15 protein-coding genes are annotated in these 13,286 nt (G+C 68.8%); 11 read left to right on the top strand and 4 right to left on the bottom strand.

The window, feature by feature from the left end:
* The first annotated feature begins 878 nt into the window (after positions 1-878).
* The 4 genes from LH62_RS30970 to LH62_RS01735 all read left to right on the top strand — a co-directional run bounded on the left by LH62_RS30970 (position 879) and on the right by LH62_RS01735 (position 4,345).
* The gene (locus LH62_RS30970; protein WP_160299761.1) at positions 879-1,025 is read left to right on the top strand and encodes a hypothetical protein; all 147 of its coding nucleotides are present in this window, start codon (positions 879-881) and stop codon (positions 1,023-1,025) included.
* Between the two features lie 283 nt (positions 1,026-1,308).
* Positions 1,309-2,361: a DUF808 domain-containing protein gene (locus tag LH62_RS01745; RefSeq protein ID WP_052213592.1), complete on the top strand. Its 1,053-nt coding sequence runs from the start codon at positions 1,309-1,311 to the stop codon at positions 2,359-2,361.
* A 132-nt stretch (positions 2,362-2,493) separates the two neighbouring features.
* Complete coding sequence (locus tag LH62_RS01740) at positions 2,494-3,321, top strand: substrate-binding domain-containing protein (protein ID WP_043358866.1); 828 nt, start codon at positions 2,494-2,496, stop codon at positions 3,319-3,321.
* Positions 3,322-3,364: 43 nt separating this feature from the next.
* The gene (locus LH62_RS01735) at positions 3,365-4,345 is read left to right on the top strand and encodes a tripartite tricarboxylate transporter substrate binding protein (RefSeq protein WP_043358864.1); all 981 of its coding nucleotides are present in this window, start codon (positions 3,365-3,367) and stop codon (positions 4,343-4,345) included.
* 438 nt (positions 4,346-4,783) lie between these two features.
* Here the strand turns inward: LH62_RS01735 and LH62_RS01730 are convergent, their stop codons facing one another.
* The gene (locus LH62_RS01730) at positions 4,784-5,710 is read right to left on the bottom strand and encodes a LysR family transcriptional regulator (protein WP_043358861.1); all 927 of its coding nucleotides are present in this window, start codon (positions 5,708-5,710) and stop codon (positions 4,784-4,786) included.
* A 144-nt stretch (positions 5,711-5,854) separates the two neighbouring features.
* On the opposite strand from LH62_RS01730, the gene LH62_RS01725 reads away from it, so the two are divergent.
* The 6 genes from LH62_RS01725 (at position 5,855) to LH62_RS01700 (ending at position 10,974) form a co-directional block, all read left to right on the top strand.
* Positions 5,855-6,583 carry an SDR family oxidoreductase gene (locus tag LH62_RS01725; protein ID WP_043358859.1) on the top strand — a complete coding sequence of 243 codons (729 nt, stop codon included), beginning with the start codon at positions 5,855-5,857 and terminating at the stop codon, positions 6,581-6,583.
* Positions 6,583-6,930 carry an Atu4866 domain-containing protein gene (locus tag LH62_RS01720; RefSeq protein ID WP_082012296.1) on the top strand — a complete coding sequence of 116 codons (348 nt, stop codon included), beginning with the start codon at positions 6,583-6,585 and terminating at the stop codon, positions 6,928-6,930. Before LH62_RS01725 ends, LH62_RS01720 begins: the two co-directional genes overlap by 1 nt.
* Before the next feature lie 173 nt (positions 6,931-7,103).
* Positions 7,104-7,490 (top strand): nuclear transport factor 2 family protein, encoded by a 387-nt coding sequence (locus LH62_RS01715; RefSeq protein ID WP_201445404.1) that lies wholly within the window; start codon positions 7,104-7,106, stop codon positions 7,488-7,490.
* A gap of 469 nt (positions 7,491-7,959) precedes the next feature.
* A complete protein-coding gene (locus tag LH62_RS28915; RefSeq protein ID WP_369796736.1) occupies positions 7,960-8,490 on the top strand; it encodes an NnrS family protein in 531 nt (176 codons plus the stop codon).
* Positions 8,491-8,536: 46 nt separating this feature from the next.
* Positions 8,537-8,857, top strand: a complete 321-nt coding sequence (locus LH62_RS01705) for a carboxymuconolactone decarboxylase family protein (protein WP_201445403.1) — start codon at positions 8,537-8,539, stop codon at positions 8,855-8,857.
* 302 nt (positions 8,858-9,159) lie between these two features.
* Positions 9,160-10,974 carry a sensor histidine kinase gene (locus LH62_RS01700; RefSeq protein WP_043358852.1) on the top strand — a complete coding sequence of 605 codons (1,815 nt, stop codon included), beginning with the start codon at positions 9,160-9,162 and terminating at the stop codon, positions 10,972-10,974.
* Here the strand turns inward: LH62_RS01700 and LH62_RS01695 are convergent.
* The 3 genes from LH62_RS01695 to LH62_RS01685 all read right to left on the bottom strand — a co-directional run bounded on the left by LH62_RS01695 (position 10,912) and on the right by LH62_RS01685 (position 12,742).
* Entirely contained in the window at positions 10,912-11,601 is a 690-nt protein-coding gene (locus LH62_RS01695; protein ID WP_043358846.1) for an NnrU family protein, read from the bottom strand. The two genes, LH62_RS01700 and LH62_RS01695, sit on opposite strands and share 63 nt — an antisense overlap.
* 10 nt (positions 11,602-11,611) lie before the next feature.
* A complete protein-coding gene (locus LH62_RS01690) occupies positions 11,612-11,908 on the bottom strand; it encodes a hypothetical protein (RefSeq protein WP_236552442.1) in 297 nt (98 codons plus the stop codon).
* A 390-nt stretch (positions 11,909-12,298) separates the two neighbouring features.
* The gene (locus LH62_RS01685) at positions 12,299-12,742 is read right to left on the bottom strand and encodes a group III truncated hemoglobin (RefSeq protein ID WP_043358844.1); all 444 of its coding nucleotides are present in this window, start codon (positions 12,740-12,742) and stop codon (positions 12,299-12,301) included.
* A gap of 74 nt (positions 12,743-12,816) precedes the next feature.
* Here LH62_RS01685 and LH62_RS01680 point away from each other — a divergent pair, with 74 nt between their 5' ends.
* Positions 12,817-13,266 (top strand): Rrf2 family transcriptional regulator, encoded by a 450-nt coding sequence (locus tag LH62_RS01680; RefSeq protein WP_043358843.1) that lies wholly within the window; start codon positions 12,817-12,819, stop codon positions 13,264-13,266.
* Positions 13,267-13,286 lie beyond the last annotated feature (20 nt).

Below are 13,286 nucleotides of genomic sequence, written 5' to 3'. Positions count from 1 at the left end.
GGGCTACGATGCTGGGTTGGTCCGGCTCATGGCCGGCGCGGCATAGCTTCATTTCGGTCAGGGCGGCGCTCCTCGGCGGCGAAGGCTGTGGCGGTCAGATCAATCACGCTGGCGAGCCTTTTAAAGGTGGCGTCCAGACCTGGCCCGTCCGGCGGCGCTTGGTCCGCAAGGATACCCGGATCTCGCCTGCCCTGTTTTCGCCTTGGCGTCTCGCCTCGCGCCCGGCAGGCGGCGCCGCTAACGCCAGGTCCGCTCGCGCGGCAGCGGATGGGCGGAGCGGCGACGTCGGCGGGGGCTTGGGGACCGCACCGGCGTGGCCGCCGGTAGGCCAAGGGGTCAGATGCGTCCCATCGCCGTATCACAGGCGCGCCATCTCTTCCCTCAAATGGCGAGCGGCCCGCCTGAGTCTCCGGCAGAAACGACGTCGAGCTTGCAAGTATCTCCTAGCATGTATCAGCGGGCGCTGTTCCTGGGCATTGGACGACGGAGACAAAGTCCGCCTTGCACTCGACTCATTTGTGAAGCCGCCTTCGGCAGCAGCCCAGAAGCGCGAACCCCGGCCGATCAGGCGCAACTTTCACGGGCGGTAGGTCCCAGCCGGACAGTTGGCCCTGCCAACTGCTATCCACCCCTGCCAAGGTCGCGTAGCAGCCGCTGCCGGTCAAAAAGCAGCTTTTGTTGTCTAGCCACGTAAGGTCCGCCTACCTACCTTCCCAAGCATGTCCCGCTCCCCAAATGCCGACTTGGCTCCCCTCGTTAAGCTCCTACAGGCGGGCGTCCCGCCCACCCGCGCGGCCACCGAGTTCTCTCGCGTCCTAGCGATCTGGGCAGCCGAACTCCAGGACGACAACGAGGCGCTACAGGAGCGGCTATCTGGCTTGGCCGAGCAGATGACGACGGGGATCGAAGAAATGCACGAGGGCATCGCTGAGGCGAGCGACAAAGGGAAACCCACGCTGCGGCGAATCCTGGCGACGCACGAGGCGGTGCTTGAGGCGGTGCGGAAGGCGCAGGGAGCAGGGTAAGCATCCGACCGCCCTGCTCGAAAGGCTGCCGCAGCAGGCGACCCGAAGCGAACTGGAAATGGCACGCTGGACCGTGATGGGGCGCATCCAGAAGATGCATTCTGGATGAAGCCCGATCAACGCTGACTGCCTCCCGCCCTAAACAGCACCAGCACCCCCGTCCGGGGAGGCCAGCGGCGCCCGCGACCCAGTTCTGATGTTTTCGAAACGAACTTCTGGGGCTGCAGCGAGCTTACCGATCGTTCATGCTGAATGCGCACGCGCGCAACCGGGGGAGCTGCGCTTGAGCACAGGGTTGATCGCGCTGTTGGACGACATCGCCGGGCTGGCCAAGGTCGCGGCGGCCTCGCTGGACGACGTGGTGGCGCAGTCTACCAAGGCGGGCGCCAAGGCGGCGGGCGTGGTGATCGACGACGCGGCAGTGACGCCGCGCTACGTGGTGGGCTTTTCCGCGGCGCGCGAGGTGCCGATCGTGGCACGGATCGCGTGGGGATCGCTCAAGAACAAGATGCTTTTCCTTCTCCCTGGGGCGCTGCTGCTGAGCCTGTTCGCGCCCTGGGCGATCACGCCGCTGCTGATGCTGGGCGGGGCCTACCTTTGCTACGAGGGAGCGGAAAAGGTCTGGCATGCGGTGGCGCCGCACGGGGCCAGCCAGCACGAGGCGACGGTGCTGGCACCGCCGGAGAACCCCAAGGCGCTGGAAGACGCGAAGGTGCGCGGCGCCATCGGCACTGACTTCATCCTGTCGGCCGAGATCATGGCGATCACGCTGGGCACCTTACCCGACGTGCCGCTGTGGGAGCAGGCGGTGGTGCTCGCGATCGTGGGCATCGGCATCACGGTGGGCGTTTACGGCGTGGTGGCGCTGATCGTGAAAGCGGACGATTCCGGGTTGGCGATGGCGGTCGGCGAGCGACCCATCTCGGCGATCTTCCGCCGGAAGATTGGCCAGCCCAGCAGCGCTGACCTTTCGGTGCGCCCGGTGACGCAGGCAATCGGGCGCGGGCTGGTGGTGGGGATGCCCTGGTTCCTCAAGGTGCTGGCGGTCGTGGGCACGGCGGCGATGGTGTGGGTGGGGGGCGGCATCATCGTGCACGGGCTGGCGAGCTACGGCCTGCCATGGGTAGAGCACGCAATCCACGGCGTTGCCGTCGCGGCGGCGGAGGCGGTGCCAGCGGTTGCTGGTGTCGTGGAATGGCTAGCGACGGCGGCGGGGTCGGGTGTGGTGGGATTGCTGGTCGGCGCAGTGCTGATCCCCGTGGTGCAGTTTGTGGTGTCGCCGCTGATCGGCCTGTTTCGGCGGGAGCCGAAGGGGCACGAAGCGGCGGGCGGCTGATGGAAGACGCGGTAACGGCGTGGCGAAGGGGTAGGGGGTGCCACACCTCCGACATCCAGCGGATCCGCAGCGACCGAAGCCTATCATGCTCGCGCATGGGCACCATCTAGAAGATTTCCCAAGCCGACTAGGATGCAGCACGTCCCGTTGAAGAGGCATTCCATGCGCTCAATGACCCCAAACGGCACCAAGCGCCGCGCATTCCTTCTCGGTGCGGCCGCATTGCCTTTTCTTGCCCGTTCTGCCGTCGCGGCCGAGCTTACTGTGTTCTCCTCTGGTGGCCTGAACGCCGCCTATCTCGCCCTCGTCCCCGAATTCCAGCGCGCGACCGGCCACACCCTCATTTCGGTCGCCTCCTCCTCCATGGGGACCGCCCCCGACGCAATCCCGCAGCGCCTCGCCCGCGGCGAGCTTGCCGACGTCCTCCTTCTCGCTGACGGCGGCCTTCCTCCGCTTGAGGCGCGCGGTCTCATCCGCTCCAGCAGCCGCGTGGACATCGCCCGGTCCCTCATCGGTGCCTGCGTGAAGGACGGGGCGCCGAAGCCCGATATCTCTACCCTCGATGCCTTCCGCCAGGCCCTCCTGAACGCCTCCTCCATCGCCTATTCCGCCAGCGCCAGCGGCGTGTACATCGAGAACGAGATGTATCGGCGCCTCGGTATCCACGACCAGGTCATGCCAAAGTCCCGCCGTATCCTTTCCGAGCGCGTTGCCGTCGTCGTCGCCCGCGGCGAGGCAGAACTCGGCTTCCAGCAGGTGAGCGAGATCGTCACCGTTCCCGGCATCAGCTATCTCGGCACGATCCCCGAGGACGTGCAGCTTCCGACGATCTTCTGCGCCGTCGTCACTGCGAACGCCCGGCAGCCGGAAGCCGCGCAGGCCTTGATCCACTTTCTCGCTTCGCCCGAAGCGACGCCGATGTTGCGCCGAACCGGGCTGGAACCGTTGAGCAGGGGCTGAGCCCCATCTCGCCGACGACCACGCCCTTTCGAGGATGCACACCATGCCGCACCCCGTCCCGTACCGCCGCACCCTCCTCGCCTTGGCCGGCACCGCGCTGCTACCCACGCCCGCGGTACTGGCCCAGCGCGGCTTCCCCAACCGTCCCATCCGCCTCATCGTCGCCTTCGCGCCGGGCGGCAATTCCGACACGCTCGCACGCCTGATCATTGGGAAGATGTCGGCGGCGCTGGGCCAGAACATCGTCGTCGACAATCGCGGCGGTGCCGGGGGCACGCTCGCGGCGGGCGCGGTCGCCTCCGCCCCAGCGGACGGGCACACGTTGCTGTTCGATGCGGCTTCTTTTGTCGTCGCGCAATTCATCCATCGCTCGACGCCATTCAACTACGAGCGCGACTTCGCGCCCGTTGGTATGGTCGCAGAGGTTCCTTACATCCTCGCCGTGCCGGCACATGAGGGGGTGCGCGACTTCCGGAACTTCCTTGACAAGGCCAAGGCGGACCGCGACGGCCTTTCCTACGGCACGCCCGGCGTCGGTAGCCCGGGCCACCTGGCCGGCGCGCTGCTGGCGCATCGGGCGGGGGTGAAACTGGAGCACATCCCCTATCGCGGCGGGTCGGAGGTCGCGCGCGACCTCGCCGCAGGGACGCTGCCGGCCGGCATCCTCACCGCGAACTCCCTCAATCCCGTCGTGCAGGGCGGGCGGGCCGTTGCGCTGGCCGTCACCAGCGCGAGGCGCGGCGGCATCCCCGGTGTGCCGACGATCGCCGAATCCGGCATCCCGGACTTCGACATCACCAGTTGGAATGCGATCTTCTGCCGCAGCGGCACGCCGGAGGAGGCGCGCCAGCGGCTGGAGGCTGCAATCAACGCCGCGACCTCGGATGCCGAGGTGAAGGCCCGCTTCGCCGAGATCGGCGCCGAAGCGACCGCCGCCGAGCCCGCGCGGCTCGGTGAGCGGCTACTGAGCGAGCGGGCCCTGATCCAGCAACTCATCCGCGACACCGGGATCAGCCTGGGCTGATCTCCTCGTCCTGGCGTGCGCGGCAGGCCACTTCCGGCCAGACCATACCACAGGGAGTGGGCCCAGATGGGCTACTTCGTCGGTTGTTGGAGAATGTAGAGCAGACATTCAGGGGGATGGCCTCCCACAGCCGCTAAGCACCCGATCCAGCTCGAAGGCCGAGATTGGTTGGCGACATCAGGCGCCATTCCGGGCGGCCCGAAGCCCTGGTCACATGCGACAAACGCGCCTGCCGCAAGTGAGCATCTGATAGCGACAGCAGGCTCCCATACGGCCCGTGGCTACAGTCCTGCTCGATCCGAAGGTGTTCCTCGTCCCTGATAGCTCAGCAACCTTCCGGAGAGCGGACGCTGCGTCTGGCTGTCGGTGGATCGAGAAAACCAGAGCTGAAAGCGGTGTCGCTCGACAGCACGAGCTGTCAGAGCTGACGTCTTCGCCTCAACGTCTTTGAACCGAACTGCTCCTGCTTGCGGCGCCACGACGGCGTTGAACGTGGTCGATGAGTGCGCGAAGCTTGGGCGCGACGTTTTGGCGGTTCGGATAGTAAAGGTAGAAGCCCGCGAAGGGCGTATTGAAATTCTCCAGCAAAGGCACGAGCTCCCCGCGTTCCAGAAAGCTCCGGAACGTGTCCGCCATGCCGAAGGTGATCCCGGCGCCGTTGAGCGCCATGCGGATCATGAGGCCCATGTCGTTGGTGGTAACCTCGGGGACCACGTCAACGGCGAACTCGCGCCCGCCTTCGGTGAACTCCCAGCGATAGGGCGGGCGGTGCGGGGCTGGGCGCCAGCCGATGCAGCGATGCCGCGCCAGATCGCGTGGGTGTCCTGGCCGGCCGCGCTCTGCCAGATAGGCGGGGGAGCACACTGCGAGTTGGCACTGATCGTCCGAAACGGGGACGGCTATCATGTCCTGCTCGATCACCTCGCCCAACCGCACGCCTGCATCGAAGCCCAGCGCGACGATGTCGCCCTCCTCGTCGGTGACGAGGATGTCGAGCTGAATCTCCGGAAAGGCCCGGCAGAAGCCGGCGAGGAGCGGGCCGGACAGGAAGGCTTCGGCGATGGAGGACACGGCGATACGCAGCTGCCCCCGCGGCGGACCGCCGAGGCTGCGAACGCCCTCCATGGCCGCGTGCATCTCGGCGATCGCTGGGGCGATGTCGGCACGTAACCTATCGCCGGCCTCGGTCAGAGCGACGCTGCGCGTGGTCCGATGCAGGATCGTCACGCCAAGTGTTTCCTCTAGCCGACGAATCGACTGGCTGACGGCGGACCGCGTGACCCCCAGGCGGTCTGCGGCGGCGCGGAAGCTGCGTTCCTCCGCCACGGTGACAAAGACGGCGAGGGCGTTGAGGTCGGAGCGCATTGTCCAGTTATACTAACCAGCTCATCGCTGAAAAGGTGGATTATCGAGCCAGTTCTGAATGCATAGCTTCTGCCCAACCGAGCGATGCCGCCTGGTCCTGCCAGCAGGGAGCGGAATCGCACCAGTCAAATGGGAGAAGCTGCTATGGCTCTTGAAAAAGTCGTTCTTATTACCGGCGCCTCCAGCGGCATCGGGCTCGGCATCGCCAAGGAACTTGCGGCGGCCGGTGCAACGCTGGTGCTCGGCGCCCGTCGCACGGAACGCTTGGAGGTGCTGGCGGAAGAACTGCACGGCACTGGTGCCCGCATCCTGACACGTCAACTCGACGTGACGGATCGTGCCAGCGTCGAGGCCTTCGCCCAGGCGGGGCGCGAGGCATTCGGCCGCGTGGATGCGATCGTCAACAACGCCGGGGTGATGCCGCTGTCGCTCATGGCTTCGGTCAAGGTCGAGGAATGGGAGCGGATGGTGGATGTGAACATCAAGGGCGTGCTTTACGGCATTGCCGCCGTGCTGCCCGAGATGACGGCACGCGGCTCTGGCCACGTCGTCAACATCGCTTCGGTGGGCGCACTCACTGTTTCACCGACGGCGGCAGTATATTGCGCCACCAAATTTGCCGTGCGTGCGATATCGGATGGCCTGCGCCAGGAGCGCAGCGACATTCGCGTCACCTGCATCCATCCGGGCGTGGTGGAAAGCGAACTTGCTGACACGATCACCGACCCCGCAGCGGCGGAGGCCATGAGGACCTATCGTGCCGTTGCGATCCAGCCAGATGCCATCGGCCGCGCCGTGCGCTTCGCGCTGGAGCAGCCTGAGCAGGTGGACGTTAACGAGATCGTGGTGCGTCCAACCCGGGCGGCGCATTGATGCGCGGCCTTGGCGCAGCGGCGGCGGGCCTGGCCATGATGTTCTCCATCCCTGCGGCAGCCGAACAGGGCGCGGCGCGGCCGGCGCATCCCTATGTCGGCATGTGGGTCACCGATGACGGGCGAGTGCGGCACGAGCTGTTGCCGAATGGACGTTACGACGAGGCGCGCGGCACGCGCGAGAGTGCGTACCGGGGCCGCTACGAGGTGACCGGCACCCACATCGAGTATTGGGACGACACCGGCTTCACTGCCGATGGCGACTTCGTCGAAGGAGATACCCTTCATCACGGCGGCATGGTGCTGCGCCGGCGGGTGCAGCCGGGCCAGGCCACGTCGCTCCCTTGATCACGCGGTGCCCCTGTTCGGGCACGATGGCTGCGGTGTCCTGCAACTGGAGAGGTGATGTCATGCACCTAAGAAGCTTGGTTCGACCGTTTGCGGGTGCCGCGCTGGCGCTCGCAATTGCTGCGGCGCCCGTGGCGGCCGCGGATACAGCAGCATCCCGCAACAAGGAGACCGTGCGGCAGGCCTTCGAGGGATGGAGGGCGGGCAACAATGTCTTCGCCCAGCTGCTCGCGCCTGATGTGGTCTGGACCATCCATGGCTCTGGCCCGGTCGCGGGTACCTATCGGAGCCGCGAGGATTTCGTCGAGCGCGCGTCGCTTCCTCTTATCAGCCGGCTCGCGACGCCGCTCGTCCCACGGGTTCATCATATCTGGGCCGTCGACGACACGGTCATCATCCGCTTCGAGGCGAGTGCGACGACCACCTCGGGTGGTGCCTACGGCAACCAGTTCGTCTGGATCTTCCGGATGAGGGACGACATGGTCGTGGAGGCCGAGGCTTTCCTCGACCTTGTCGCTTATCAACGGGCCGTGGACACAAGCGAGCCGCGTAGGCCTTGAGGGAATCCTCCCGCCCGGCATCTGCTTTTGAACGCTAGCCAGATGGCCGTGGATGACACCAACGCCGAGCTTCGCTGAGCCTGCTTCGTGCTTCGCACAGCTCTCTCGCTCTGGCCGAAATCCCAAAGCGAAGGAGCTGCCTTCGGCCAAACCATGTCGTTAAATGTGGCGTCGGACGCATCTCCCATATGCAATAGATCCCGCACAGGACTACGCCGATCCGATGCCAGCACTGGCGGCGCAAGCTCAAACCGCCGCCTGACTTCAGACTGCCCAGGTAGTGCCGAAAGGCCCGCAACATCATCGAGCGCACTATCGGACGGCTGAAGGACTGGCGCCGTATCCATGCCCGATACGGCAGGCTCGCCGCCAAAACGCCTCAGCCATCGCCATCGCTGCCATCCTCGCGGATGAACCTGATTGAGTTCGGAGCCTAATAATCTTCACGGAAAAGCGGTTCCCAGGGTCGGTGGCGGGTTGCGGCGACATTCCATCAGATTGCCTCATACTGTCCGCTGGCTCGCTGCCGAGCGGCCCGTTCACATCAAGGACGAGGGTGCTCGCTTTACTTACGCCTCGTCGCCTACGACGCCTCCGGCGTGCCGCGCACCCTGCATGCGCAGCACCGCAAGAATCCCGCTGGCAGGGGCTGCGGACGCTTGGGCGCCTGATCCTCGCGGTGCTGCACCTCGCCTACCTGATGCTGCCGCTGGCCCTGGCGGTGAAGGCGGCCTGCCTGCTGGGCGGTGCCGAATGGGCGGCGGACTGGCTGCACCTGCAGGGGATCGGCACCGTTGGCCTGATGACCCTGGCGGTCATGCCCCGGGCCACGCGTGGCCACACCGCCCACCCGCTCATCGCCGCGCCTGCCATGAATGTGGCCTGGGTCCTGCTGCCCTATGCCGCCGCTGGGGCGCTTTGGGTGCTGGCCTTCGGGCTGTTCCTGCTGGCGCACGGGCCGATGCTGCTGCGGCCGCGGGCGGACGGGAAGCCTGGCTGACCCTGGCGCGTTGCTCGCGGCGTTTGGGGAACGGGAGACGGAACCGGTGCAGCAGAACGAGGAACTTCCCGCCGCGGCGGGGCAGGTGGCACGGGCCTACCCGGAACTCTACCGGGCCTATGCCGCCCTCGGCGAAGCCTGCGCCAAGGCGGGGCCCGTCGAGGGCGAGGCGCTCCGGCTGGTGAAGCTGGCGCTTGCCATCGGTGCGGGGTCGGAGGGCGGCGTCCACTCGCATTGCCGCCGGGCGCTGGAGGAGGGGGTGCCGAAGGAGGCGCTGAAGCAGGTGGCGCTGCTGGCCGTTCCGACCCTCGGCTTTCCGCGCGCGGTCGCGGCGTTGACCTGGATCGAGGACATCACCGACGGCTGACGCGGCCCGGCGCAACCTCCCGGCTGACATGGAAGCGGCCGATCTGGCGGCCGGAGGGCCACCTGCCGTGCGGCCTCCTCGACGCCGCCGGTTGGGGAGCAGCTGCCAAGGGATGTAAGATGTCGGTCGTGGCGACGGCCAGGTCAGTTCCGGTCCAAACGGATTCACCGGAACTGCCCCAAGCTCTTGTTCTGGGATCAGATTGATGCCATCGACGAAGCCGCCCTGCATCGATCCGCTCCAGGCGCCGCCCGCGCGTTGTACCGGAAAGAGGCAATGACCATAGCCGAGACTGGCCCACCGTGCGCCGCCTGACGCTGCGCGCCCGCATGGCGCTCCTCGTGCTGGCCGGGGTGGTCCCGCTCAGCGCCTACGACCTCGGCATCGTGTACCTGGGCTATGCCCGCGAGCGCGAGCGGGCGAGCTCCCAGGCGCTCGACCTTGCCCGCGCCATCGGCAGCGCGGTCGAGGCGGAGTTGCGGGCTCGCACGGCGGCGCTCGGGGTGCTCGCGCTGTCGGGCGCGCTTAGGGCCGACGACCTGGCCGCCTTCCGCAAGCAGGCCGAGGATGTCGTCGCCAGCGAGTTGTCTGGGGCCACCGTGCTCTTGCGGCGTGGGGATGGGCAGCAGTTGATGAACACGGCGCTGCCGCCCGGCGAGGCGCTTCCCCGGCAGGATTGGCAGACGCCGCGGCGCGCCCTCGCCGCGGGTGGGCCTTCCGTCTCGGATGTCTACTTCGGCCCGGTGCTCCGCCGCCCCGTCGTCGCCATCGAGGTGCCCGTCAGGCGCCCCAGCGGGCAGCCCGACCTCGTGCTGGCGATGATCCCCTCCGCCGACGCCTTCGACGCCATCATCCGGCGGCAAAAGCTGCGCGAGGGGTGGATCGTCAGCGTCATCGACGGCAAGGGCGTGCGCATCGCCCGCCAGCCCGACCCCGAGCGATTCGTCGGGCAATCGGTGACCCCCGAATTCCTGGCGACGTGGACTGCCGGACAGGCCGAGGGCGTGGTCGCGGCGCTCTCGCCTGACGGCGTTCCCGTGCTGACCGCCTACAGCAGGCTGCCAGGGGTGGGCTGGGGCGTGATCGTGGCGGTGCCCACCTCGGAACTGACCCGGCCGGCCCTGACGGCGGCGATCGTCTCGCTCCTGGTCGGCGCCTTGTTGCTCGCGTCCGGTCTGGCGCTGGCCCGCTGGGCGGCCGGGACCGTCACCCGACCGTTCGCCGCGCTGCGCCGAATCGCGGCCTCGGCTGACGATGCGGGCGGCGTCGCCGACCCGGGCGGCACCGGATTGCCCGAGGCGGACGAGGTGGCGGAGGCGTTGCGCGCCGAGGCGCGCCGCCGCCGCGCAGCGACCGCCTCGCTGCTCGAGAGCGAACGGCGGTTGCGGCTCGTGGTGGCCGAGCTGAACCACCGCGCCAAGAACGCGCTGGCCACGGTGCAGTCGCTGGCCCTGCAGACGGCGCGGGGGGAGGCGGGGGGAGACCCCACGCGGTTCTCCTCGGAGTTCGGCGCGCGGCTGCGGGCCCTTGCGCGAGCGCACGACCTCCTCGCCGCATTCCATTGGGAGCCAGCCGCGCTGGTCGCCGTCGTCCGTGCCGGCGTCGCACCCTGGCTTGGCGGAACGGACGCTCGGGTCAAGGTGCTGTGCCGGTGCGGGCCGACGGTTCCCCCCGCCGCCCCTGGCCAGGCCCAGGCGCTCGTCATGGCCCTGCACGAGCTGGCCACCAACGCGACGAAGCACGGCGCGCTGTCCACGCCGGGCGGACGCGTCGAGATCACCTGCCGCGCGGGGGAGGCCGACCGCACGGCCATCGTCGAGTGGCGCGAGGCCGGAGGTCCCCCCGTGCCGGGGCGGCCCGAGCGGCACGGGTTCGGGACGCGCCTCCTCGAGCGGGCGCTCACTCGCGACCTCGGCCCCGGCGGGAGCGTCTCGCTCGACTTCAACCCGTCCGGTGTCCGCGCCGTCATTGCTTTCCAACTCCGCGAGCAGGCGAGCCTGAAGGACGAGATCGCGCCCAGGCGCGGGGATCCGGAGGGGCACCATCCGCCGGGATTAGCGCGGCAACGGCGTGACCCCGATGACCGGCCCGTGCAGCACGAGAAGGGCAAGCCATAGCAGCGTCGCCGCAACCAAGCGCCGGGGAGAGGGAAGGGCGGCGGGCCGCCACCGTCCGGACGCCAGCGCGGCGCCTGGCCAGAAGGCGGTGCGGCGGGCGAGCCTCGCCCAGGCCTCCGTGCCGAGCTGACGCCTGCGGCGCCGGTCGAGGGCGCGCATGCCGAGGAGCGCGAACCCTGCGAAGCCGCCGAACAGCAGCAGGTGCGCGAGGTCGCCGTTCGGCACAGCGTGCGCCGCGGCCCAGAGCACGAGGGCCCAGAGCAGCGGGTGCCGAGTGAACCCCGCGATGCCCGGGTGCTCCGGGTCGTAACCGGCCATGCGGCCGCCGAGGGAGAGCGGGTTGGGCGCGGCCGTCCCGAAGGCCACCAGCAGGCAGGCGGGCGGCATGGCGAGGTTCGGCATCCACCATTGCCAGGGTGCCGTGTCCCAGAGCGCCAGGTACGGCGCCCGGCCGGCGGCCGCGACCAACCATGCGAGCGCCGCCACCGAGAGGAGGCTGTAGAGCGTGAGGTAGGCACGCTCGCCGAGCACCCTGGCAAGGCGTCGGCGCAGCCCGGGGCGCGCGGGCAGGGCGTGGGAGAGAAGGAATAAGCCGAAGGCTCTGGCGAACTCGCCCCACTCGCCCATGCGCGTCCCCTCAGGCTCCCTTGGGCCGGAAGGCAACGCAGGCGGCTGGGCCGGTTTCCAGCCGCGGCCCGCCGATCAGGTCGATGCAGTAGGGTATGGCCGGGAAGACCGCATCCAGGCACACGGCGATGGCCGAGGGCGTGCTGGGCAGAATGACGATCAGGCTGCGCCCCCGCGTGCCCGCCGTCTGGCGCGAGAGGATCGCGGTCGGCACGGCGCGCAGCGAGACTACCTCGGTGGCCTCGGGCGTGACGTCGCGCGGCGCCACCTCGATCGCCTCGCGCTCACCCGCCACCAGGCGCCGCACCGGGTGCCAGAGCGTGGCGAGGATGCGGGTGAGGGCGGCCTCGATGCCCGGGCCTCCCCTGTCCTCGTCTCGCCGCGGCTGGCGCGGTCCGAGACGGTGACCACGCCGATGGGCACGGACGCCGCCCCGCTCAGGCCCCGAAGCGCGGGAACAGGACGTTGTTCGACAAGCGGATGTGCTCCATCGGGTCGTCCGTCAGCTTGCAGGTGCCGGAATGGAGCGCTCGCCAAGTGTTGCAGGCGCCCGCGGTCAGTGCCTCCGGCGCCTGGATCTGCGCTCCGTGGCCGTCGTGCTCGTGCCGCCTCGGAAGTCGAGCCAGCGGCGCCGGAGGGCCGCCGTCGCGTCAGGCGGCGTCGGCGGGCTGGGCGAGGGGCCCGGTCATGGCTGCACTCATGGCGCCGTCTGGCGCCCTCTGGCCGGCAGCGCGAGGGGGATGAGCCCCATCTCAAGGCTGCGGGCGATCCGGCGAGCGCGCTCGAGCATGTGCCCGGCGCCTTGCTCGGTGAAATGCGCCCGCGCCGTCGCCTCGAAGAGGGTGAGCCAGCGGGCGAAATGGTCCGGGGTGAGCGCAAGGTGCGCGTGCGCCTGCATCGGCTGGCCGTGGTAGTCGCCCGTCATCAGCGCAACCGAGCCCCAGAAGCGTGCCAGGGTGGCGATGTGCCGGTCCCAGTCCGCGATGTCGGCGAAGGCGGGGCCGAGCAGCGGATCCTGCCGGGCGGCGCCGTAGAAGGCACGGAGGAAGGATTCGATGGCGGCCGCGTCCAGGCCCGTGCGGGCGGTCACCTCGCGGGTGAGGACGGCACGCCGCTCGGGAGTTTCGGGGATCGCGATCAAAGTTGCATCTCCAGCACCACTTATTTTCGTCGCTGATTGTGGTATCGTCAATACCAGATTCGAGGAGCCCTCAGTTGCGCCTGCTCGCTTCCACCGACGTCGCCCTGCGCCTGCTGATGCGGCTCGCCGCCGAGCCCAGCCGGGTGCGCACGGCCGAGGGGCTCTCGGCCGAGGTCGGCGCGCCCCGTAACCACCTGCACAAGATCATCCAGGACCTGGCGGGGGCGGGGCTGGTGCGAACCCTCCGCGGTGCCCGCGGGGGCGTGCAGCTGGCTCGCCCGGCCGCGGAGATCCGCGTCGGCCAGGTGGTCCGCCTGCTGGAGGAAGGGCAGGCGCTGGTCGAGTGCTTCCGGCCGGATGGCGGCGCCTGCTGCCTTTCGGCGGACTGCCGCCTGCGCGGCGTGCTTGCGCGGGGACGAGCCGCATTCCTTGCGGAACTCGACGCCGCGACGCTCGCTGACTGCCTGCCGGGATTGGTACAGGCGCAGCGTTCCCTATATATGGTAGGTGACAGTCGCCTGTAGGCGCTATATTATGTTTTTGC

The sequence above is a fragment of the Belnapia sp. F-4-1 genome (assembly GCF_000802185.1).
GTDB lineage: Bacteria > Pseudomonadota > Alphaproteobacteria > Acetobacterales > Acetobacteraceae > Belnapia.
Note: the sequence above shows the minus strand (reverse complement) of the source record. Positions and strands in the feature narration are given on the sequence as shown.

Excerpts from the sequence above, each read along its gene's own strand:
- LH62_RS01730 (WP_043358861.1), bottom strand. The coding sequence starts at position 5,710 with ATGCGCTCCGACCTCAACGCCCTCGCCGTCTTTGTCACCGTGGCGGAG.
- LH62_RS01725 (WP_043358859.1), top strand. The coding sequence starts at position 5,855 with ATGGCTCTTGAAAAAGTCGTTCTTATTACCGGCGCCTCCAGCGGCATC.
- LH62_RS01695 (WP_043358846.1), bottom strand. The coding sequence starts at position 11,601 with ATGGGCGAGTGGGGCGAGTTCGCCAGAGCCTTCGGCTTATTCCTTCTC.
- LH62_RS01735 (WP_043358864.1), top strand. The coding sequence starts at position 3,365 with ATGCCGCACCCCGTCCCGTACCGCCGCACCCTCCTCGCCTTGGCCGGC.
- LH62_RS01720 (WP_082012296.1), top strand. The coding sequence starts at position 6,583 with ATGCGCGGCCTTGGCGCAGCGGCGGCGGGCCTGGCCATGATGTTCTCC.
- LH62_RS01740 (WP_043358866.1), top strand. The coding sequence starts at position 2,494 with ATGCAGCACGTCCCGTTGAAGAGGCATTCCATGCGCTCAATGACCCCA.